This is a genomic window from Paenibacillus sp. A3 (genome assembly GCF_001399685.1).
Lineage (GTDB): Bacteria > Bacillota > Bacilli > Paenibacillales > NBRC-103111 > Paenibacillus_G.
Window position 1 is genome coordinate 1 of the sequence record NZ_JTHN01000051.1, and the last position, 22,115, is coordinate 22,115.

The window sequence follows — 22,115 nt, forward strand, 5'->3', positions numbered from 1 at the left end:
AGCGTGGCATGCCACGCTGCTTTTGCATTCATCGGGCATTCGTCCAGTGACCGGCGGAAAACCTGAATGTATTTGAAACGAAACTCCCCTGTCTTACGTCTACTAAGAAGAGAAGTCCAAATGATCTAGCAGAACTTGAGTCGCTGGCCTAAGGAGAAATGTCGATCATGCCGAATCACGAACCGCGCGTTTGCTTACTGCTGCATGGATTTACCGGCGGACCGTTTGAGCTGGAGCCGCTTGCGGATTATTTGCGCCAACTGGGCTACGTTTGCGTGCTTCCTACACTCCCGGGGCATGACGCAGGACTGCGGATGATGCGCGGCGTTCAATGGCAGGACTGGCTGAATGCCGTTGCAGAAGAAGCGGACCGGCTAGGCCGGCAGTACGGCACGATCGATGTGGTCGGTTTTTCGATGGGCGGTCTGCTTTCCACTTATGTGGCTAACCGTTTTCCGGTCCGCCGTCTCGTGCTGCTTAACGCGGCGGTCATTTATGTGAGTCCGGGAAAGTTCATCCGCAATTTGGCGCAGCGTGTACGCACTGGTCTGCGCGAGCCTTGGGAGCGTCCGAAAAGCGTACCGCTTTCGGCACCCGTTCAGTTCATGAAGCTGGTCCGGTATGTGAAGCAGCAGGAGCTGCCGAGCATTTCCGTGCCGACACTCGTCGTCCAAGGGAAGCAGGATCAGGTCATTCACCCCTATAGCGCCAGGTATATATATAACCGGCTCCGGGGCGAGAAAGAGCTGCTCTATATGCCGCATTCCCGTCATATGATTTGCTTGGAGCCTGAAGCTCCGCAGCTATTCGCGGCTGTTGCGCGCTTTTTGGAATCATCGAATGAACAGCATAGGGGAGTTTGAGTTGAAAGCTATAGGGTTCAATCATGTGACAATTCGCGTATCGAATTTGCCCAAATCGTTGTTATTTTACGAATCTTTGCTGGGGATGAAGCTCGTTCATCGCGGCCGTCTCGACGTTTATTTGGAATGGGGAAGTGCATGGGTATGTTTGATCGAACGAAGCTGCGAGTCTTCGGAGAAGCCGGGTTATGGTGTTGACCATATTGCATTTTCCATAGCGGAAGAAGATTTCCATGACGCAGCGTGTAAGCTGCAGCAGGCGGGCATTCCCATCGTCAGGGGGCCGCTGGAGCGGGGAGGCGGGGACAGCATCAACTTTCTCGATCCGGACGGCACCGAGCTGGAGCTGTTTACCGGCAGTTTAGCGGAACGTATGAAGGGGTGGTCTTGATGGCTGGGGTGAACCGCGTAAAGCCGATTGCATTTGGGCTTCGCCGTACCGTTAGCAAGCTGTTCCGATTCATGCTCGTCTTGAGCGCTGTGGCGCTTTTGTGGGTCGGCTTCATTCAATGGCGGATGGCCACTCTGCCAGACGAGAAACTGCCGGTGCATGACGTTGGAATCGTGCTGGGAGCGGCCTTATGGCAAACGACGCCGAGTCCGGCGTTAAAGGAACGGCTGGACCGTGCGGTCGAGCTGTACCAAGCCGGTGTTATCCCTCGCATCATCGTGTCCGGCGGCTACGACCGTGCGGATTCGCTGCTGACGGAGGCGGAGGGGATGCGCAACTACCTGGTGGAGAAAGGTGTGCCGAGCGAAGCCATTTATTTGGAAAACGAAGCGCGCAGCACGCTGCAAAACATGTTGTTCAGCCAAACGATCATGCGGGAACACGGCTGGACTTCGGCGGTTATCGTCACTCACCGCTATCATGCGGTGCGTGCGCTCGATATGGCGCGATTCCTGGGCTACGATTCCCCTTCCGTATCGCCGATGGAATCCAGTGTGCTGACAATGGTTTGGCACAAGAGCAGGGAAACGCTCGCGTTGACGAAATGGCAGTGGGACAAGATGCGGTCTGTCTTCGGATACCGGCCGGTCACCTGAGTCTTGCGGGTAACGTAAGGCGGAAGCGGTTTATTTTCCGGGGACAAGCTGGTATAATGTAGGTACGATCTCCAGGTGCGAAGGAGTTGATTGCATTGCCTTTCGGAAACATCGGTATCGGAGGACTTCTTCTGATTGTCATCGTGCTGCTGCTGCTTTTCGGTCCGTCCAAGCTTCCGGAGCTCGGAAGAGCCTTCGGTCGGACGCTCAGTGAATTCAAGGAATCGACCCGCGGACTCGTGTCCGGGGATAAAGACGATAACAAGCCGCAGGACGATAAGAAAGCCTGAGTGCCGGCGCAAACTCCCTCTACCATATGCTCGTTCTGAGCTTAGAATAGAGGGAGTTTTTCGTAGTCCATTTTGCGGCTAAAGGTTGTCCATAGGCTTCATACGATAATGATAGGCGAAAAGCTTCTCATAGCCTGCTCCCGAATAAAGCCGGATGGCCGGGGCATTATCCGCGATCACCTGTAAATATAAGCGGTCTGCTCCTTGATCCCGGCTCCAACACGCCAACTCGTGAACGATGCGCTTGCCGATGCCTTGACCGCGGCGGTGCGGATGTACGACGATATTTAGGAAGCCGGACCATCCGTCTTCAGCGACGGCCGTTCCCGTCCCGACGCATTGGTCACGGTCCATAATGCTTACATAGGCGGTCGGCGCCTCGATTCGGGAGAAGAGGTTAGCGTAAAACTCCAAGAGCTCGGGGGCGAAGCCTTCCAGTGCCAAAAATTGGCCCAGCCAAGAGGCGTCATGCGACGGTTGGACAACGGCGCGCAGTGAATTTCCGTACACGGGCTCCGTCCGCCGTATCGCTTGACCAACGTCCGTCGTCATCATGAAGCAAGGCACTTCGTTTACATATCCCCGGCGCTCGAGGTATTCGTCCAACCCAGAGGGCGAAGCTTCGCTGATATGAAAGCGCGGAGTCAAGCGATGGCTCATATAGAACGCTTCCACATCGGCGATCGCCATTTCATTTTCGGTCCACTGCTCGCTGCCGTCAATGGTCCATACACTGTTCGCACGCTTCGTCACTCCATCGGATGCCCGAAGAATCCAGCCTTCGCAAGGCTGCTCCAATTGAGCCGGCCATGTCCGCAAAGCCAATCGTTCAAGGAGGCGGAACATCGATCGATCTTGTAGTGCTTTCATTTGTTCGAAGGCCTCCTTTTGAAAGAGTTTTATTATGAATATACATATCTATGAATAAAAATTCAACCCTTTTATTTTTTTGCGCAGGGAAAAGAAAGGGGCAGGACGATGATTAAATTTGAATCGTTCCGGGAGATGTAACGCATACATGGAAGCGAGCTGACTCTGGAGGTGTGGGGAGCCTGTATCAGAACGGGGGCCGGGGGTTAAACGACCGCTCCTCGGATCGTCAGCAGCGGACTTGACTGGCTGCAAATGCCGTAGTACAACATTAGTTTGCTTCGGGCAGTTATAAATTTTCCTCCGGCCGACTATTAATTAGGGTAGGGGAAGGTGATGAAATGACTCCAGAGACAAACAGGCTCATTACGACGAGAGACCGACAAATCAACGTTGTTTTTAAGTCAACTTCTCCTGAGCCGCTTTCCGTGCAGGAAAAAGTTGATTCAAAAGACGTCATGCAAGCCATGGAAGCATTTTCGGATATCTACAAAGAACTGGACAAGATGATCGGCTTAGACGAGATTAAAGAGCTTGTTTTTCAAATTTATGCGATTTTGCAAATCAAGCAATTTCGCTCTCAAGAGGGGCTCCAGGTTAGCTCCAACGTATATCACATGATCTTCAAAGGCAACCCCGGTACGGGAAAGACAAGTGTAGCCAGAATTATCGGGAAGCTGTTCAGATCCATGGGGCTGCTCTCCAAAGGACATCTGATTGAAGTGGAAAGAGCGGATTTGGTTGGCGAATACATCGGCCATACTGCCCTGAAGACGAGAGAAATGGTCAAAAAAGCGCTCGGTGGCATCTTGTTCATTGATGAGGCATACAGCCTGGCTCGAGGCGGAGATAAAGACTTTGGCAAAGAAAGCATCGATTGTTTAGTAAAATCCATGGAGGATCACAAGAACGATTTTATTCTTATTTTGGCCGGTTACCCTAAAGAGATTGAGGATTTTTTAAAGACGAATCCCGGGCTGCCTTCCCGTTTTCCGATTCAGGTTAATTTTCCCGACTATACGATAGACCAATTGATCGAGATCGCGAAGCAAATGGCGGCGGAACGGGAGTATGTTATTCTTCCCGAGGCCATTCATAAGATTAAGAACCACTTGATGCAAGAAAAGTTATTGAATCTGAATTTCAGCAATGCCCGCCACATTAGGAATCTGATCGAAAAAGCAATCCGATTTCAGGCTGTAAGGCTGGTTCGAAGAGCAAGAAAACTGACAAAGCAGGACCTGCTAAATTTGACGCATGAGGATTTTTATATTCATGGCAAAACAGAGGAAGATTCCTATTTTAACCTGAAACCATCGTAGCGGAATTGCTGCGCTTTTAAAGCAAAGGTGAGGCATCATGCCTCTTTTTTTGTGCTGCAAAGGGACAAGCACTCCGATGAGGCTAAGGCTGAAGCGGTTTGTCTGTGCTTTGCTTTTGTTTGTATGGTAAAATCGGGTTGATTCTTTTGAATAGTGCAAATTTATTTTGATTTGGATGAGAAAGTTTACATTTTGGATGCTGTTTTAGTAAAGTGAAATTCGCTAAGGAGGAAGACGAAGGCGTGGGAAAACAAGGAGTAGTCAAAATTTTGGAAGGAAAACATATTTACTTGCGGCCTATCGAAATGGATGATCTGGATGATTATTATGCTTACTTGTCCGATCCGACAACGAGCAGGTTCACGGGGACGCAGAAAGTGTTTTCTAGACAAACGGCAGCCGGTTGGATTGAAAATATCTCAAAACCTGATTCAAGCCGTGTGGACCTCATGATTATTTCCCAAGCGACAGATCGTCTTGTGGGAGAAGTAGTGCTGAATGACATCGAGCCGATAAACCGGAGTGCGAATATCCGGATTGCCATAGCGGGCCAAGCAAATCAAGGGAAAGGCTACGGCACGGAAGCGATGCTTCTCATGCTTCACCATGCTTTCGGAACAATGAATTTGCATAGGGTTGAACTGAGTGTCTACGCTTTTAACGACAGAGCGATTCATGTCTACGAGAAGCTGGGCTTCAAAAGAGAAGGAATTCAAAGGGATTGCTTATATTGGAATCATCAATATCACGATGCGATAATAATGAGCGTATTGGAGCATGAATTTCGGGAGCTGCATATGCCGAATCGATTTAACGACGGAGTCTAATTTATTACAGCCTTGGAGGTTTGGCTCATGAGATCCGAAGATCAGATTAAGCGAATGATAATTCAATTGGAACAAATGGTACAAAGATTAGACGAAGCGCACAACGAAAATGAAATAAACGAAATTAAAGCGAAGATTGAAATTTTGGAATGGGTGTTGGATGCGCCTATTGGTAAGTATCATGCATAACTCGGAGAATCATCATGGAGAGCTATTTTACAATAGCGATAAATCCAATTCATAACCTTAACATAAACAATATTTAAATATAGCGAATTAGATATACGAAGAGGTTAGATCAAGAGGCGAATATAACAGCTGACGCTGCGCTTATCGCTGAGTATTATCGTAGGGTCGGATTAGCATCCACCATCATGAGCTGGTAGGAGGTTTTGGCGCGTTTTCGCGCTGCATTTTTGCCAGCAGGAGAGTCACCGGGTATAAAACCCAATAAAGATCATTAGAATTAAAATGAAAGAGATGGTAAGCAAACTTAAACAGGGCTGTTCGCTTTTTGAGAAGAATATTGTTCAAGTATTTATAGAAAAAGTTTTATTCCTTGAAGATGAAATTAAAATTGTATTAAAATTTGGAGGTCGAGAGGAAGAAGTCGACAAGGGGATGCGCAAGCATGCGGTGCGTCTCCTTGAACAGTCCGATCCCCAGCCCTCAAGGCAGGAACTCAAGACGATCCGGCCGGAGGATGTGAGGCTGGAGCGCAAAACCCCAAAGGAGATAATTAAACTTATATGAAAAAAACGATTCACGAAGTAACGGGAGAAATTCAAGATCGCGCGGTGCTGGTCAGTCTGGTCACGCCGCAGCTTAAAAAACAAGAACTGTATGATCCGGAACATTCACTCGCAGAGCTAATCAGCTTGGCCGAGACCGCTCAGGTCGAGGTGCTCGGCACGCTGACGCAAAATAAGGAGTATACGGATTTCAAATGGTTCATCGGCAAAGGCAAAGCCGAAGAGCTGAAAGCGATGCTGGAGCAGACCGGCGGCAATACCGCCATCTTCGACCAGGAGCTGTCCGGTGCACAGGTACGCAATCTCGAGCAGTTTTTGGATGTCAAAATTATCGACCGGACGCAGCTCATCCTGGATATTTTCGCGCAGCGGGCGAAGACGCGGGAAGGGATCATTCAAGTCGAGCTTGCCCAGCTTAGCTATTTGCTGCCGAGGCTGTATGGGCAAGGAAAAAACTTGTCCCGTCTCGGAGGAGGTATCGGGACGCGGGGGCCCGGGGAAACGAAGCTGGAGACAGACCGCCGACATATCCGCGAGCGAATCTCGGAGCTGAAGCGGCAGTTGCAAGAAGTGGTTAGGCACCGCAGCCTTCACCGGGAGCGCCGCAAAAAGACCGGTGTGTTCCAAGTGGCGCTGGTCGGTTATACGAACGCCGGAAAATCCACTTTGCTGCGGCAATTGACTCATGCCGACGTTTATGTCGAGAACCAGCTGTTTGCGACCCTCGACCCGACGTCGCGCTCGCTTGAGCTGCCGGGAGGCATGGAGATCGTCGTCACAGATACGGTCGGATTTATTCAAAATCTGCCCCACGATCTGATCGCGGCTTTCCGGGCGACGCTGGAGGAGGCTTGCGAGGCGGATCTGATTCTCCATGTTGTCGACAGCTCGTCCGAGATGATGGCCGCGCAGATGAAGGTCGTCGATCAAGTGCTGGAAGAACTGGGGGCACACGGCAAAGAACGCGTGACGCTGTTTAACAAAATCGACCTCTGTTCCCCCGAGCAGAAAGAGCTGCTGACGACCGACGGGCCGTTTGTCCGTATCTCGGCTTACAGAGAAGAAGACTTAAAGCTCCTCGTCGAGCTGATCGAATCCCGGTTCATGGGCGCAAGCCGAACCTACCGCATACCGGCGGACAAAGGCGATCTGATCTCGCTCGTTTATCGCGTGGGCGAGGTGCTGGAAAATGAAGTGGATGGGGAAGACATGCGGTTCAAGGTCCGGGTGAACAACAAAGAATACGACAAAATCGGTTACCTGCTCGCCGCTTACGATGAAGCGCGCCCAACGCAAGAGGAACCCAAGGGAGAGACACTGTAGGATGTTTAAGGAGAAGGTGCTTGGCCTGATGGAGCAGGCCGAGCTGCAGATCGAGGGGAAATTGAAAGAGATCGACCGCGTGATTGACCGGAATCAATGGAAGGTCATCCGCGCTTTTCAAAAGCATAAAGTGAGCGATTATCATTTTTCGGGCTCGACAGGCTACGGTTATAACGACCGGGGACGGGAAGTGCTCGATCTGGTGTACACCGACGTGTTCGGCGCCGAAGCCGCGCTTGTCCGGCCGCATTTCGTTTCAGGAACGCACACGATCGGCACGGCGCTCTTTGGGGTGCTTCGTCCGGGGGACGAACTGCTCATGATGACCGGGCGGCCCTACGATACGCTGCATAAAGTGATCGGCAAGCCGGAAGACGGGCAAGGCTCGCTTCAGGATTGGGGCATTGCTTACCAGGAGGTCGCCTTGCTGGAGGACGGTTCCCCGGATTTTGCCGCGGTTGCGGAGCGTATTACACCTCGGACGAAGGTGATCGGCATACAACGTTCCCGCGGGTACGCTTGGCGTCCGTCGTTCACCGTAGCGCAAATCGGAGAGATGGTGCGGTTCGTCAAAGAAATCAAGCCGGACGTCATTGTATTTGTCGACAATTGCTATGGGGAATTTACGGAGCTGACCGAACCGACGGAGGTCGGCGTCGATTTAATGGCCGGTTCGCTGATCAAAAATCCCGGCGGCGGCCTTGCGGCTACGGGAGGCTACATCGCGGGCAAGAGCCGCTATGTGGAGCTGGCTTCTTACCGTTTGACGGCGCCCGGTATCGGCGGTGAGGTGGGGGCCATGCTGGGGACGACCCGGGCTATTTTCCAAGGGCTGTTTCTGGCGCCTCATCTGGTCGGGCAAGCCGTCAAGGGATCGGTTTTTGCCGCATCGGTGTTCGAGCAGCTTGGGTTCACGACACATCCGCGCTGGAACGATCCGCGAACGGATCTGATTCAGGCGGTGCAATTCACAGGGCCTGAGCATTTGATCGCGTTCGTACAGGGGATTCAACAGGCGGCTGCGGTTGATGCCCACGTCGTTCCGGAGCCTTGGGATATGCCGGGGTACGAGCATCCGGTCATTATGGCTGCAGGCACGTTCATCCAGGGAGGAAGCCTCGAGCTTTCCGCGGATGCGCCGATCCGGGAGCCGTACATCGCCTATATGCAAGGCGGGTTAACGTATTCGCATTGCAAAATGGGCGTACTGACCGCGATCCAAAATATGATGGACCGCGGACTGCTGTCATAACATCGTTTGTCCGTAATTCGATGCGCGGATGCAGGTCATCCGCGTATTTTTTGTGAGAAAATATACGGTAATATGGGTTGACATAAGGCGAAAACCTTACATGACTTGACACGTTTTTTGAACAAGGTTACAATAACGGTAAGGTTCTAAGTGCTTAGGAGTGATGTTCATGAGTGATGATATCCGCAGGAATATGGCGCTTTTTCCCATCGGCATCGTAATGAAGCTGACCGATTTAACCGCGCGGCAAATCCGGTACTACGAACAGCACGAGCTTGTGATCCCGGCCCGAACGGGAGGCAACCAGCGGTTGTATTCGTTCAACGACGTCGAGCGACTGCTCGAGATTAAAGACTTGATTGAAAAGGGAGTCAACATCGCCGGGATTAAGCAGGTGCTGCTGCCGGTCGACAAAAACTCCGAGGAAGCGACCGTCTTGAACGAGCAAACCGAAGTCAAGCGTCGGGAGCTGACCGATACGCAGCTGCACCGAATGCTTAAGCAGCAGCTGTTGGGCGGCGGCAAGCGTCCGAATCAGGTATCGCTGATTCAGGGCGAATTATCCCGCTTTTTCCGTAAGTAGGGCTGTGCCGGGGCCTGTTCCGGTAGCGCTTTCGCGACTTTACCGGACATCGCTCCGATAATTTGTCTCATAGTTTAAGGAGGAGATTGTACAGTGACGGATAAACAATACACCAAGGAAGACATTCTGCGCATCGCCAAGGAAGAAAATGTAAGATTCATCCGGCTGCAATTTACCGACCTGCTCGGTACGATTAAAAATGTGGAAATTCCCGTGAGTCAGCTGGAGAAAGCTCTCGACAACAAAATGATGTTCGACGGTTCTTCCATCGAAGGATACGTTCGTATCGAAGAATCCGATATGTACTTATACCCGGATCTGAATACTTGGGTCGTCTTTCCGTGGGTGACGGAAGATCGCGTTGCCCGTATGATTTGCGATGTGTACCTGCCGGACGGCCGGCCGTTCCCGGGCGATCCGCGCGGCATTCTGAAATCGGTGCTGAAGGAAGCCGAGGAAATGGGCTTCAGCTCGATGAATGTCGGTCCGGAGCCGGAATTTTTCCTGTTCAAAACCGACGAAAAAGGCAACCCGACGATGGAATTGAACGACCAAGGCGGTTATTTCGATCTCGCTCCGACGGACTTGGGAGAAAACTGCCGCCGCGAAATCGTACTGACGCTGGAGGAGATGGGCTTCGAAATCGAAGCGTCTCACCATGAGGTGGCTCCGGGCCAGCACGAAATCGATTTTAAATATGCGGACGCCATCAAAGCGGCCGACCAGATTCAAACGTTCAAGCTCGTTGTCAAAACGATCGCAAGACAGCATGGTCTGCATGCGACCTTTATGCCGAAACCGCTGTTCGGCGTGAATGGCTCCGGAATGCACTGCCACCAATCGCTGTTCCGCGGTAAAGAGAACGCGTTCTACGACGAAAGCGATAAGCTGGGTCTTAGCACGTTGGCCAGACAATACATGGCAGGTATTTTGCGTCACGCCCGCGCTTTTGCTGCCATTACGAACCCGACGGTCAACTCCTACAAACGTCTGGTGCCAGGCTATGAGGCGCCTTGCTACGTAGCGTGGTCGGCCAGCAACCGCAGCCCGATGATCCGCATTCCGGCTTCGCGCGGTCTCAGCACGCGCGTGGAAGTGCGCAACCCGGACCCGGCGGCCAACCCGTACCTCGCGCTTGCCGTTATGCTTAAAGCAGGGCTCGACGGCATCAAGAACAAAATGCAGCTGCCGGCTCCTACCGACCGGAACATCTACGTGATGTCCGAAGAGGAGCGGGAAGCACAGGGCATCCCAAGCCTGCCGGTCGACCTGAAGCAAGCGCTCGATGAGCTGCTTCGCGACGATGTCATCTGCGACGCGCTCGGCGATCATGCTCTCGCGCACTTCGTCGAGCTCAAAGAAATTGAGTGGGACATCTACCGGACTCAAGTTCATGCTTGGGAACGCGATCAGTACTTGACCCTTTATTAATACTTAGCGGGCATTAGCAGCAGCCTCTCATGATGGTGTAGCCATGATGAGAGGCTTTTGTGCGTTTAATAAAGGATCTACGAAGGTACAATCGTCTAATTGTATTTTCATAACATAAATGATGTATGCAGGCGAGAACCTCATCCATGGAACAGGCTTCTTTGATCTCGGACTTGGATAAATTGTTCAAGCGCCAGCTTCCGTAAATCACGATATACCAATTCTCCGAATTGTCCAGGATAGAGATATTGGAAGTCAGGGGTTTGATAATACTGCCGTCTAATTCGCTGCTTACCATAGTATGGATGGTGGCGGGGGGAGGGATTATCCAAAGGCCGGGACGACCGGCAGACGCAAAAAAAGACTCCCTAATCAATCAGGAGTCTTGATTTTGATTACGTGAAAATAGGATTAATGAATATTGCGGAATACGCCGATGACTTTGCCGAGAATGGATACGTTCTTCAGACGGAGAGGCTCCATCGTCGGGTTTTCCGGTTGAAGGCGGATGTGGTCCTTTTCTTTATAGAACGTTTTGACCGTCGCTTCGTCTTCCTCGGTCATAGCGACCACGATCTCGCCGTTGTTGGCCGTTTGCTGCTGGCGAACGATGACGAAGTCCCCGTTGCGAATGCCTGCGTCGATCATACTTTCGCCGATGACGCTCAACATGAAGACGTTATGGTCTCCGACGAAGTTGGTCGGAAGCGGGAAGTAGTCTTCAATGTTCTCTGTCGCGGTAATCGGTACGCCGGCTGTAACCCGTCCGATCAGCGGGACACGGGAAACCGATACAGCAAATGCCCCGTCGCCGGTCGTGCCGTCCAAAATCTCAATGGCTCTGGGTTTCGTAGGATCGCGCCGGATCAGCCCTTTCTTTTCCAGCCGTTCCAAATGACCGTGTACCGTCGAGCTGGAAGCAAGACCGACCGCTTCGCCAATTTCCCGAACGGACGGAGGATACCCTTTATCTTTGACCTCGTTCTTGATGAACTCCAGAATAGCTTGCTGGCGAGTGGATATCTTGCCCATATGAATCACTCCATTTTTGGTAATCATTACTTAGGAGTATAACACAGAACCGGAGTTCGTACAAACATAAGTTCGAAAAATGGATTGACACAAACGTTTGTTCGTGTTAAATTCAGAACAGAACAAATGTTTGGGGGATGATATTTATGTATCAGAACAGTCAAATGCTAGCTCAATTCAATCGTAATTCGGCTGCTGTCTCCATAGATCCCGCTTGCAAAGTGAAAAAAAACCGAACATATGTGCGAGTCATGGTTTTTGTTATATCGGTAATGCTGCTGCTCTTTGTCGGAGGTACCGTATCCGCTTGGGTAGGGAACGATGACGCTTATGCCAAAAGCACCGTATCTGCTCAAGCTTACGTAGTTGTAACTCAAGGCGATACGTTGTGGAGTATTGCTTCTTTGCACGCGGCTAAAGGACAAGATCTGAGAGAGTACGTCTTTCAGATAAGGAAGTTGAACAACTTGAAGAACGTAACGATTCACGAAGGACAAAAGCTGCTGCTTCCATAATACATAGCCGTTATAGTTTTTCCTGAATTTCTTCCACGAGGCTTCGGCTCAATCTCTTGACTTTCGAATCCGGTAATGTCAAAGTATAATTTGATATGAAGCCTTCTCGTTCGTGGATTAGCGAACGGAGACCTAACATTACCGGGAGGACAAGCATGATTGAATCGGAACACGACATTACCGTTAAGCGGATCAACGAGTTGGCCCGTAAGGCGAAAGCCGAAGGATTGACGGAAGAAGAAATGGATGAGCGCAACGCACTTAGGAAAAAGTATATCGATTCTTTTAAATCCTCCTTGCGTTCTCAACTGGACAACATTAAATTCGTGGATGAGGACGAGAAGAAGTAAGGGAGAGGGGACTTGCTTCACGGATACAGCGTATCCGGGCGCCCGGAACGACATCGTCTGTTTCAGAGTTCAAGTCCGGGATTGGAATTAGATCCAATTGAGATATGCATGATACGTTGGATGATCTAGTAGCCGCTGGAAAAGCGCGGTATATTGGATGCTCCAACTTTTTGGCGTATTTAGACGTATCGGTTGACGAAAACGATCGGGATCGGCGAGATTACGATAAGTGTAGAAAGAATGGACAAAGGGGCTCAGCTATGTCACGGAAATGGGAACGCATGGTTCGCAAAAATACGAAAGTAACCAACATTCAGCGCAAGAAGAGCGGAAAGGAAACGATTGCAGAATCAAGCGGCTCCGACAATTCAGTTACCTTCAAAGGACGCAGCTGGTTTCTGCCGATGATACTGGTCGCCACCGGGATCTTCTGCTTCATTATATTCCGCGGTCAAGCGGGACAGGATCAGATGTACTGGTTCACGGGCGCAAGCTACATTGTCCTTGCGCTGTTGATTTATTGGGTCCGTCGGCCGCTGTTAAAAATAGGCCCGGATTCGCTGACCTCCCGTCGTTTCGGCGGAGACCGGACCATGAGTGCGGATATGATCGACGAAATTTCCGTGACGAAGGATTCGATCTTGATTACGTTAAAGCCGAAAGGCGCCCGCTGGGGGTATACGAAATTTTATCATCAATTCCCCGTAGATGCGGCGAAGGAAAAGCTTCAAGAGTTTGCTCAAAAAAATCAAGTGGCATTTAAGCAAGAATCTTAAGCAAGAATCTTAAGACAGAACCGACATCACAGTGGAGAAAGAGGAATCCGGCTTATGGCAATCAAAGCGGTGCTTTTTGATTTGGACGATACGCTGCTCTGGGACGAGCGCAGCGTGAAAGAAGCGTTTCAGGCGACTTGCAGCGAGGCCGCCAAGCATTACGAGATCGACCCTGCTCAACTTGAGGAAGCGGTAAGACGTGAAGCTCGGGCATTGTATGAATCGTTCGAGACGTTCCCGTTTACCAAAAAAATCGGAATTAATCCGTTTGAAGGGCTGTGGGCCCGGTTTGTCGAAGGAGAGCAGGAAGAGTTCCGCAAGCTTCAATCGTTGGCCCCGTCTTATCAGCGGGATTCGTGGACGCGCGGCTTAAAGGCTCTGGGGATCGAAGATGCCGCGCTTGGACTGAAGCTGGCGGAGATGTTTCCGGCCGAGCGAAGAAGCCGTCCGATCGTTTACGAAGAGACGTTCGAGGTGTTGGATCAACTGAAAGGGAAGTATAAGCTGCTTCTGCTTACGAACGGTTCGCCTGATCTGCAAAAAGAGAAATTGGCGGGCGTCCCGCAGCTTGCTCCTTATTTCGATCATATCGTAATTTCAGGCGAGTTTGGCGAAGGAAAGCCGGCAGTATCGATTTTCGAGCATGCGATGCAGCTACTTGGCATTTCGGCCGAGGAAGGCGTCATGATCGGGGACAAGCTGACAACGGACATTTTGGGCTCTAACTCGATCGGGATGCGGAATATGTGGATTAACCGCCATGGGCTCCCGTTAGCAGACGAGATTACTCCTGCGCACGAAATTACGAGCCTCCGGGATATTCAGAAGATCATCGATTCTCTGGAAGCTTAGGATCAGCACTCATTTTGCCTAGTTGAATAGCCCGCCATTTCATAATGGTGGGTTTTTTATTGCGCTAAAAATAAAACAAGCCGCCTTTGACAAGGGGCTTGCTGCTTGAGTGTTCAATTTATTTAATAGTTCCAATTACGCTTTTTGGAAAGACGGGTCTTCGAACGGATGTGCGATCCAGCCCTCAGTTTCGATAAACAGACGAACGGCTACGATTTGACGGTTTTCCATCAAGGTGAAGAAGTGCGGCTTGTGCTCCGGAACCGAGATCACGTCGCCGGCTTCCAGTTCAACGTCGAAATAGCCGACATCGTCGGTCCCTTTAATGATGAAGATTCCTTTGCCGGCCGTGATGGCGCGAACTTCGTCTTCCGTATGCGTATGCACCTGTTCGAATTTTTTGAGCAGTTCATCCAAATTCGGGGTAGCGTCGGACAGCGCGACGATGTCCCAAGTCTGGTAGCCGCGGCGGCTAGCCAGATCGCGGATTTCTTCATCGAAGGTAGCCAAAATCTGCGATTTTTCCTCGTCCGTCAACGAAAACTTCCCTTGAAGCTCTGCGGGCAGCTTAGCGGCGTTCCAATGCTCATAAAGCACCTCTTGCTTATCCAAAAATGCTTTCACGTTGGCTTCGCCTGAGATGCGCTCGTTGGTGTTGCGAATGCGAATTTCTGCCATAGTTCTCCCTCTTCCTTCTTGAATTCGTGCCTTCTGCTTCTTATTATAGTGGAAGGGGACGCATCTGTCGATGTATAATGTATATAAATCCGATAGGATTCATTAGATAAGTGCTGAATTTTGTCACAATTGCTTTTCAACATGTATCGTTTCTGATACACTTAAGGTTACATAATTTGTGAGTATCATGCGCAGTGCGGTGCGAGAGTCATAGATCGGCTGCAGGAGTATCCGACCCCATTACAGAATGGAGCGGGGCGGCAGGGTGAAAGGGGATCACGGATGAGCAAGCCTTTATTGCAGGACCAATTACAGAAAAAAATTATGATTTTAGACGGCGCCATGGGAACGATGATCCAACAGGAAAATTTAACTGCTGCTGACTTCGGCGGCGACGAGTTGGATGGCTGCAACGAAATTTTGGTGGTCACGCGGCCTGACGTCATCCGTAAAATTCATGAAGCGTATTTTGCGGCCGGTGCCGATATGGTAGAGACGAACACGTTCGGCGCAACAAGCGTCGTACTGGCGGAATACGATCTGCAGGACCGCGCGCGGGAGCTTAACCTGGCAGCGGCCAAACTGGCCGTCGAAGCGGCTGAAAAATACAGTACGCCGGAATGGCCCAGATACGTTATCGGTGCAATGGGGCCTACAACGAAGACGCTTTCCGTAACCGGCGGCGTCACCTTCGACGAACTCGTGGACAGTTACTACGAACAGGCGCTGGCGTTGATGGAAGCAGGCGTGGACGCGCTGTTGCTCGAAACGTCGCAGGATACGCTGAACGTCAAAGCCGGCAGCATCGGCATCCGCAAAGCGTTTGAGACGGAAGGCCGCAAGCTGCCGCTCATGATTTCCGGTACGATCGAGCCGATGGGTACGACGCTGGCCGGTCAAAATATCGAGTCGTTCTATATTTCGCTTGAGCATCTCGAACCGATCTCGGTCGGGCTGAATTGCGCTACCGGTCCGGAATTTATGCGCGACCATATCCGGACGTTGGCGGATATTGCAGGGACGGCGGTAAGCTGTTATCCGAACGCCGGTCTGCCGGACGAGAACGGAGAGTACCACGAGTCGCCGGAATCGCTTGCCAAGAAGTTAGCAGGCTTTGCCGATCAGGGCTGGCTGAACATTGCCGGCGGCTGCTGCGGAACGACGCCGGATCATATCCGCGCGATGGCTGAAACGCTGGGCCAGTACCAGCCGCGCAGTCACCGGGGAGAGCATCCGCCCGCGGTATCCGGCATCGAGACGGTCTATATTGAAGATGCGAACCGTCCTTATATGGTCGGGGAGCGGACGAACGTTCTTGGATCGCGGAAGTTCAAGCGGCTTATTGCCGAGGGCAAGTATGAGGAAGCATCCGAGATTGCCCGGGCGCAGGTGAAAGGCGGCGCGCATGTCATCGACGTCTGTCTGCAGGATCCGGACCGCGATGAAATGAGCGATATGCAGCAGTTTCTGGAGCTTGTCGTCAAAAAAGTGAAAGTTCCGCTTATGCTCGATTCCACGGATTATCGGGTAATCGAGCTGGGGCTCAAATATTCGCAGGGGAAAGCGATCATCAACTCCATCAACCTGGAGGACGGGGAAGAGAAGTTCGAGACGGTTGTACCGCTTATTCTTAAATACGGCGCGGCCGCTGTCGTCGGTACGATTGACGAACGGGGGCAGGCCATTACGGCCAAAGACAAGCTGGAAGTAGCCAAGCGCTCCTATGATTTGCTGGTCAACAAGTACGGCATGCATCCGAACGATATTATTTTTGACCCGCTCGTTTTCCCGGTCGGAACGGGAGATCAGCAATATATCGGCTCGGCCAAGGAGACGATCGAAGGAATCCGGTTAATTAAAGAAGCGATGCCTGACACCGAGACGATTCTTGGTCTCAGCAACGTGTCGTTCGGTTTGCCGGAGGCGGGCCGCGAGGTGCTGAACGCCGTCTTTTTGTACCATTGTACGAAAGCCGGACTGGACTATGCGATCGTCAATACGGAAAAGCTGGAGCGATATGCATCCATACCGGAAGAAGAGCGCCGTCTTGCCGAAAGCCTGATCTATGATACGAACGACGAAACACTGGCCGAATTCGTAGCACACTTCCGTACGAAGAAGGTCGAGAAGAAGGAAAAAATTTCGAACTTAACGCTGGAAGAGCGGCTGGCCTCTTACGTTGTCGAAGGCACAAAGGACGGACTGATCCCGGATTTGGACCAAGCGCTGCAAAAATACAAACCGCTTGATATTATTAACGGTCCGCTGATGAGAGGGATGGAGGAAGTCGGCCGGCTGTTCAACAATAACGAGCTGATCGTGGCGGAGGTGCTGCAAAGCGCCGAGGTCATGAAGGCGTCCGTTGCTTATTTGGAACCGTTCATGGAAAAATCGGAAAGTGCCGTGAAAGGAAAAATCATTTTGGCCACGGTCAAAGGCGACGTGCACGATATCGGCAAAAACTTGGTCGAAATCATTTTATCCAACAACGGCTACCAGATCGTCAACCTGGGCATTAAAGTGCCGCCGGAGCAGTTGATCGATGCTTACCGCAAGGAGCGGCCGGATGCGATCGGACTGTCCGGGCTGCTCGTTAAATCGGCGCAGCAAATGATCGTTACGGCGCAGGACTTGAAGACGGCCGGTATCGACGTGCCGATTCTGGTGGGCGGCGCGGCGTTGACCCGGAAGTTCACCAAGACGCGCATTGCGCCGGAGTATGACGGTTTGGTATTATATGCCAAAGATGCGATGGACGGGCTGGATATTGCGAACAAGCTGAGCGACCCCGAGCAGCGGCAGCAGCTTGTGCGTGAGCTTCGGGACAGCATGGAATCCGACGTGAAGGAATCCGGCCGAAAAGAAGAGCAGATGCCGGCTTTGACCCGCGTCAGAACGTCGTCGGTGGACCGGAACGTTCCGGTGCAGGTGCCGCCGAGCTTGGAGCGCCGCGTGCTGCGTGATTACCCGATAAGCCACCTGATCCCGTATATCAACATGCAGATGCTGCTCGGGCATCATCTTGGCTTGAAGGGGAAAGTCGAGCAATTGCTGGCCGACAAAGATCCGAAGGCGCTGCAGCTTAAAGAAACCGTAGACGAACTGCTTGCGGAGGCACAGAAAAACGGCATCCTTCAAGCGCACGGCATGTACCGTTTCTTCCCGGCGCAGTCTGACGGCAACGATGTGCTCGTCTACAATCCCGAGGATCCTACCAAGGTGCTTCAGAAGTTTACGTTCCCGCGGCAGGAGAAGGAGCCGTACTTGTGCTTGGCCGACTATCTTAAGCCGGTAGACAGCGGAATCATGGATTACGTCGGCTTCCTCGTCGTGACAGCCGGTCATGGCGTCAGCAATCTGGCGGCCGAGTGGCGGGAGAAAGGCGACTACCTGCGGTCTCACGCGCTTCAAGCGGCGGCTCTCGAGACTGCGGAAGGGTTCGCGGAGCGTATACATCAAATGATGCGCGACGTCTGGGGCTTCCCGGACCCGGCCGATATGACGATGCAGGAGCGCTTCGGAGCCAAGTACCGCGGGCAGCGGTTCTCGTTCGGCTATCCGGCGTGTCCGAACCTCGACGATCAGCAGCAGTTGTTTGCTTTGATGAAGCCGGAGGATATCGGCGTACATTTGACGGAAGGCAGCATGATGGAGCCGGAGGCGTCCGTCTCGGCTATCGTGTTCGCGCATCCGCAGGCTCGTTATTTCAACGCATAACCGTTTTTTGGGTATGCTATAACAGGGTGGGGCCTTGGTCGCTCCACTCTTTTGTTTAAGAAGAAAGAAAAGCTAATCTACACTGAAGTACGAAGGTGTGTATGCTTTTTTACCAATCGGAAAGATAGAAATGGGGTCGATGGAGCTTGGAGCTGTATTTTCTCGGGACAGGTGCCGGTATGCCTTCCAAAGAGCGGAACGTCACCTCTGTCATGCTAAATCTGCTTGCGGAGCGGAACGTCTATTGGATGTTCGATTGCGGGGAAGGGACGCAGCACCAAATATTGCGGGCGCCGGTCAAAATCAGCAAGCTGGAAAAGCTGTTTATTACCCATCTGCACGGCGACCACATCTATGGCCTTCCGGGGCTCATGTCGAGCCGTTCTTATCAAGGGGGGGACACGCCATTTACGATTTACGGGCCGGTAGGTATCCGGGAATTTGTAGAAACGGCGCTTCGGATCAGCGATTCCCATCTCGGCTACGAGACGAAAATTGTGGAGTTCGAAGAGAAGGCGGAGTTCATGCTGTACGAGGATGAGCAGTTTATCGTGAAAGCTGCTCCGCTGGTTCACCGGGTCGACAGCTACGGCTACCGGATCAAAGAAAAGCCGCAGAAGGGGAAGCTTGATGCGGCGAAGCTGAAGGAGCTCGGCATCGCTTCGGGACCGCTGTACGGCAAAATCAAGAACGGCGAAACCGTTACGCTGGAGGACGGCACGGTGCTTGAAGCGAGCCGGTTTATCGGTCCGCCGATTCCCGGCCGGATCGTGACGATCCTTGGCGATACCCAGCCTTGCGAACATGCCGTCAAGCTTGCGCTGGAGGCGGATGTGCTGGTGCACGAAGCGACCTTTGCGGAGGACCGCAAGGAGCTTGCGGTTCAATACGATCATTCCACAGCGATGGATGCGGCACGGACTGCTCAAGAAGCAGGGGCCAAAATGTTGGTTTTAACCCATATCAGCTCCCGGTATCAGGACGCGGAGGTCGACCGGCTGCGGGAAGAAGCGCGCACGCTCCATGATGAAACTTATCTTGCGCACGATCATTTTCGGCTGGACATTCCGGCGCGAAAAACTTCGCCGGCCGCCGGTGAAGCGGCTCCGCTGTAAGTGTGTCCGTATCGTCGCTATGACAAAAACCTCCGTTCCTTACGAGATGTCTGCAAGGAACCGGAGGTTTTTGTATCATGCCCCGTTGACGGGCTGCAATTATTGTTGATTTTCGGCTTCGTCCTTAATTTCCGAACGGAAGGCGTCCAAGCTTTCGAGGCGGCGTTCGTTCTTGGACTCGATTTGCTCCCGTTCCTGCGGGCTGATTTCGTCAGCGTGCTCGCTCAAATAATCTTCGGCTTCATTCATGTTTTCAATCGTGTGGTCGATGCTGTTTTGCAAATGATCCACGTTGTCGGCACGGTTGTCCGGTTTAGCCATAATTCCATCGAACTCCTTCATTGTAAAAGTATGGCGCTTGGATAGCGCACCATCTTTACGGTGCCACTGTCCGTGCCGGAATATGCATGAAAGCAATATTTTTGGCATACTAGCGGAAACGGGCTGATATTTTTGGGGAGAGGGGAGGCGGCTCCTGGTGCGCGGCTTTGCCATCTTGCTCGGTTTTTATTTGCTGGGAACGATTCTGCAGCTTGCCTTGCAGCTTCCGCTTCCGGCTAACGTCATCGGTTTGATTTTGTTTACGGCCAGTCTGTTTCTAAAGTGGGTCAAGGTGGAATGGGTAGAGGAGGCCGGCAGCTTCTTGATCAAGCATATGCTGCTGCTCTTTGCGCCGATTGTCGTTGGGACGATGGTGTTTTTTTCTTGGATCGGGGAGCAGGCAGCGACCATCCTGGTCAGCTTGTTTGCCAGCACGTTCGGGGTGCTGCTCGTGACAGGCTGGACGGCTAAGCTCCTTGGCGGCGGACGCGCACGGAAGGAGGGGGATCGTCGTCATGATGTTCCGTGAATGGACGGAGCAGCCGTTGTTCGGCATCGCTCTGACGGTGCTGGCTTATGTGTTTGCGCTCGCGCTGCAGCAGCGCTGGAAAGCGCTTCATCCGCTGCTCACGTGCTCGGCGCTTGTGATCGCTTTCCTGCTCGCCACGAATGTGCCTTACGAAGCCTATCGAAAAGGCGGGGACTATATTGTGTTCCTGCTCGGTCCCGCGACGGTAGCTCTCGGCATCCCGCTGTACAAAAACGCGCAGCGCATCCGCAATGCTCTGCTGCCGATCGCTGCGGGCATTACTGCAGGTTCAATCAGCGCGCTGCTGCTGGCTGCCGGACTCGTCTGGGGGCTCGGAGGCAGCCGCGAGCTGCTTGTGACCATGATGCCGAAATCGGTCACTTCGCCGATTGCGCTTGAGATTTCCCGGCAAGCGGGAGGGATTCCCGAGTTGACGGCCGTGCTAACTGTTCTGACCGGCTTGATCGGAAGCATGTTCGGACCGGGGCTGCTGCGGCTGGCGGGCGTGCGCGACGACATCTCGATCGGCACCGCCATCGGCACCTCGTCGCATGGCATCGGCACGGCGCGGATCATCCGGGATTCGGAGCTGGCGGGCAGCGTCAGCGGCTTTGCGATGGGTGCTGCGGCGATTTTGACATCATTGCTTTTTATTCCGCTGTATTGGTGGTTGCGGTGAGTTCCAAATTGCTTTACTGAAGAAAATAGAGTTTATTTCCACGATAGAGCCGTTCTGCCGAGCGGTTCTTTTTTATGCCGGACAGCCGGTCAAGCCGGGCGAAGCCTTACAAAAGCTTTACACCACGAAAACGCTATCCTAATAATCGTCTGCTACCCTAAAGCTGTATCTTTCATCCCATCAACCTTTAGTTGGAGAAAGGCGTGTTGACGATGATCCGACAAGCAGCAAGTCAAGTCGCAAGCGAGCCGTCCATCTTAACCGTCAAGCTGGCAGAAACCGACTTTGAAGTGGAACAGGCACTGCGTCTGAGGTATCAGGTTTTTGTGGAAGAAGAGAAGAACATGAGAATGCGAACCGAGAACGGATTGGAGCGGGATATCTACGATGATTATTGCGACCATCTGATCGTCAAAGATTTAATCACGGGAGAGGTTGTCGGCACGTACCGGCTGCTGCCGGGAGAGCGGGTGACCATGGGCATCGGATTCTACTCGGAAACCGAATTCGACCTGCACGCGTTCGGTTCGCTGAAGCGCCAGACACTGGAGCTCGGGAGAAGCTGCATTGCACCGGCCTACCGCGGAAGCAGAGCGATTCAAATGCTGTGGGAGGGCATTGCCGCGTATATGACCGAGCAGAATTACCGCTATTTGATCGGCTGCGCCAGTTTGCATCTCCCGAATTTGAAGGAGCTGAATCTGATCTATACGATGCTTCGCAGCAAGCAGGTCATTACGGAGCGGTACGGCATCCGTCCGTTGGAAACGCACCGGATTCGGGGACTGAATATGGTCGAATCGGAGTTGACCGAGAAAGAAATTTTCCGCAGGCTGCCGCCGCTGATGAAGGGCTATCAATGGCTTGGGGCGGAGATTGGCGGCGACCCGGCGTACGATAGCCTGTTCGAGACGATAGACTTCTTTATCGTGCTGGAAAAGGAACGGATCACCCGCAGATACAAGAAGCATTTCTTAAAAGGCTAGGGGGC

25 protein-coding genes are annotated in these 22,115 nt (G+C 52.3%); 21 read left to right on the forward strand and 4 right to left on the reverse strand.

The genetic code is table 11. The features are described from left to right. Positions 1–167 precede the first annotated feature (167 nt). The 4 genes from QJ48_RS07675 (at position 168) to tatA (ending at position 2,200) form a co-directional block, all read left to right on the forward strand. Positions 168–863, forward strand: coding sequence for a carboxylesterase (locus QJ48_RS07675; RefSeq protein WP_237762840.1), 696 nt, complete (start codon positions 168–170; stop codon positions 861–863). Between the two features lies 1 nt (position 864). Then, positions 865–1,254: a Fos family putative thiol transferase gene (locus tag QJ48_RS07680; protein WP_054973053.1), complete on the forward strand. Its 390-nt coding sequence runs from the start codon at positions 865–867 to the stop codon at positions 1,252–1,254. After that, the gene (locus QJ48_RS07685; RefSeq protein ID WP_082420402.1) at positions 1,254–1,910 is read left to right on the forward strand and encodes a YdcF family protein; all 657 of its coding nucleotides are present in this window, start codon (positions 1,254–1,256) and stop codon (positions 1,908–1,910) included. Before QJ48_RS07680 ends, QJ48_RS07685 begins: the two co-directional genes overlap by 1 nt. Before the next feature lie 95 nt (positions 1,911–2,005). Continuing rightward, positions 2,006–2,200 carry a twin-arginine translocase TatA/TatE family subunit gene (tatA, locus tag QJ48_RS07690; RefSeq protein WP_025844320.1) on the forward strand — a complete coding sequence of 65 codons (195 nt, stop codon included), beginning with the start codon at positions 2,006–2,008 and terminating at the stop codon, positions 2,198–2,200. Between the two features lie 78 nt (positions 2,201–2,278). Here tatA and QJ48_RS07695 read toward each other — a convergent pair whose 3' ends face one another. After that, positions 2,279–3,070, reverse strand: a complete 792-nt coding sequence (locus tag QJ48_RS07695) for a GNAT family N-acetyltransferase (protein ID WP_054973054.1) — start codon at positions 3,068–3,070, stop codon at positions 2,279–2,281. A 467-nt stretch (positions 3,071–3,537) separates the two neighbouring features. On the opposite strand from QJ48_RS07695, the gene QJ48_RS07700 reads away from it, so the two are divergent. The 8 genes from QJ48_RS07700 to glnA all read left to right on the forward strand — a co-directional run bounded on the left by QJ48_RS07700 (position 3,538) and on the right by glnA (position 10,560). Next, on the forward strand, positions 3,538–4,392 hold the full coding sequence (locus QJ48_RS07700) for an AAA family ATPase (RefSeq protein WP_237762841.1): 855 nt from the start codon (positions 3,538–3,540) through the stop codon (positions 4,390–4,392). Positions 4,393–4,634: 242 nt separating this feature from the next. After that, positions 4,635–5,219 (forward strand): GNAT family N-acetyltransferase, encoded by a 585-nt coding sequence (locus QJ48_RS07705; protein ID WP_082420403.1) that lies wholly within the window; start codon positions 4,635–4,637, stop codon positions 5,217–5,219. A gap of 27 nt (positions 5,220–5,246) precedes the next feature. Continuing rightward, a complete protein-coding gene (locus QJ48_RS36745) occupies positions 5,247–5,408 on the forward strand; it encodes a hypothetical protein (RefSeq protein WP_157261555.1) in 162 nt (53 codons plus the stop codon). A 282-nt stretch (positions 5,409–5,690) separates the two neighbouring features. After that, on the forward strand, positions 5,691–5,972 hold the full coding sequence (locus QJ48_RS07710) for a hypothetical protein (RefSeq protein ID WP_054973056.1): 282 nt from the start codon (positions 5,691–5,693) through the stop codon (positions 5,970–5,972). Further along, positions 5,969–7,294 carry a GTPase HflX gene (hflX, locus tag QJ48_RS07715; RefSeq protein ID WP_054973057.1) on the forward strand — a complete coding sequence of 442 codons (1,326 nt, stop codon included), beginning with the start codon at positions 5,969–5,971 and terminating at the stop codon, positions 7,292–7,294. Before QJ48_RS07710 ends, hflX begins: the two co-directional genes overlap by 4 nt. 1 nt (position 7,295) lies before the next feature. After that, positions 7,296–8,546: a methionine gamma-lyase family protein gene (locus QJ48_RS07720; RefSeq protein ID WP_054973058.1), complete on the forward strand. Its 1,251-nt coding sequence runs from the start codon at positions 7,296–7,298 to the stop codon at positions 8,544–8,546. Positions 8,547–8,715: 169 nt separating this feature from the next. Then, complete coding sequence (locus tag QJ48_RS07725; RefSeq protein WP_010494149.1) at positions 8,716–9,129, forward strand: MerR family transcriptional regulator; 414 nt, start codon at positions 8,716–8,718, stop codon at positions 9,127–9,129. A gap of 93 nt (positions 9,130–9,222) precedes the next feature. Further along, a complete protein-coding gene (glnA, locus tag QJ48_RS07730; RefSeq protein WP_054973059.1) occupies positions 9,223–10,560 on the forward strand; it encodes a type I glutamate--ammonia ligase in 1,338 nt (445 codons plus the stop codon). A 411-nt stretch (positions 10,561–10,971) separates the two neighbouring features. Here the strand turns inward: glnA and lexA are convergent, their stop codons facing one another. Next, a complete protein-coding gene (lexA, locus tag QJ48_RS07735) occupies positions 10,972–11,592 on the reverse strand; it encodes a transcriptional repressor LexA (RefSeq protein WP_054973060.1) in 621 nt (206 codons plus the stop codon). Positions 11,593–11,738: 146 nt separating this feature from the next. On the opposite strand from lexA, the gene QJ48_RS35705 reads away from it, so the two are divergent. The 4 genes from QJ48_RS35705 to QJ48_RS07755 all read left to right on the forward strand — a co-directional run bounded on the left by QJ48_RS35705 (position 11,739) and on the right by QJ48_RS07755 (position 14,085). Further along, positions 11,739–12,107 (forward strand): LysM peptidoglycan-binding domain-containing protein, encoded by a 369-nt coding sequence (locus QJ48_RS35705; protein WP_054973061.1) that lies wholly within the window; start codon positions 11,739–11,741, stop codon positions 12,105–12,107. Between the two features lie 155 nt (positions 12,108–12,262). Then, positions 12,263–12,457: a DUF896 domain-containing protein gene (locus QJ48_RS07745; protein ID WP_054973062.1), complete on the forward strand. Its 195-nt coding sequence runs from the start codon at positions 12,263–12,265 to the stop codon at positions 12,455–12,457. A gap of 260 nt (positions 12,458–12,717) precedes the next feature. Further along, positions 12,718–13,233: a hypothetical protein gene (locus QJ48_RS07750; protein WP_193394409.1), complete on the forward strand. Its 516-nt coding sequence runs from the start codon at positions 12,718–12,720 to the stop codon at positions 13,231–13,233. A gap of 54 nt (positions 13,234–13,287) precedes the next feature. Further along, positions 13,288–14,085 carry an HAD family hydrolase gene (locus tag QJ48_RS07755; protein WP_054973063.1) on the forward strand — a complete coding sequence of 266 codons (798 nt, stop codon included), beginning with the start codon at positions 13,288–13,290 and terminating at the stop codon, positions 14,083–14,085. Positions 14,086–14,220: 135 nt separating this feature from the next. Here QJ48_RS07755 and QJ48_RS07760 read toward each other — a convergent pair whose 3' ends face one another. After that, complete coding sequence (locus tag QJ48_RS07760; RefSeq protein WP_054973064.1) at positions 14,221–14,763, reverse strand: acireductone dioxygenase; 543 nt, start codon at positions 14,761–14,763, stop codon at positions 14,221–14,223. A 282-nt stretch (positions 14,764–15,045) separates the two neighbouring features. Between QJ48_RS07760 and metH the strand changes: the two genes are divergently transcribed. Together metH and rnz are read left to right on the forward strand one after the other, a co-directional pair. Further along, positions 15,046–18,480 (forward strand): methionine synthase, encoded by a 3,435-nt coding sequence (gene metH, locus QJ48_RS07765; RefSeq protein WP_054973065.1) that lies wholly within the window; start codon positions 15,046–15,048, stop codon positions 18,478–18,480. 146 nt (positions 18,481–18,626) lie between these two features. Further along, entirely contained in the window at positions 18,627–19,595 is a 969-nt protein-coding gene (gene rnz, locus QJ48_RS07770) for a ribonuclease Z (RefSeq protein ID WP_054973066.1), read from the forward strand. 99 nt (positions 19,596–19,694) lie between these two features. Here the strand turns inward: rnz and tlp are convergent, their stop codons facing one another. Continuing rightward, complete coding sequence (gene tlp / locus QJ48_RS07775; RefSeq protein WP_054973067.1) at positions 19,695–19,916, reverse strand: small acid-soluble spore protein Tlp; 222 nt, start codon at positions 19,914–19,916, stop codon at positions 19,695–19,697. 157 nt (positions 19,917–20,073) lie between these two features. On the opposite strand from tlp, the gene QJ48_RS07780 reads away from it, so the two are divergent. The 3 genes from QJ48_RS07780 (at position 20,074) to QJ48_RS07790 (ending at position 22,110) form a co-directional block, all read left to right on the forward strand. Further along, the gene (locus QJ48_RS07780) at positions 20,074–20,445 is read left to right on the forward strand and encodes a CidA/LrgA family protein (protein ID WP_054973068.1); all 372 of its coding nucleotides are present in this window, start codon (positions 20,074–20,076) and stop codon (positions 20,443–20,445) included. Then, a complete protein-coding gene (locus QJ48_RS07785; protein ID WP_054973069.1) occupies positions 20,432–21,124 on the forward strand; it encodes an LrgB family protein in 693 nt (230 codons plus the stop codon). Before QJ48_RS07780 ends, QJ48_RS07785 begins: the two co-directional genes overlap by 14 nt. Positions 21,125–21,336: 212 nt before the next feature. Continuing rightward, entirely contained in the window at positions 21,337–22,110 is a 774-nt protein-coding gene (locus QJ48_RS07790) for a GNAT family N-acetyltransferase (RefSeq protein ID WP_054973083.1), read from the forward strand. Positions 22,111–22,115: the final 5 nt, after the last annotated feature.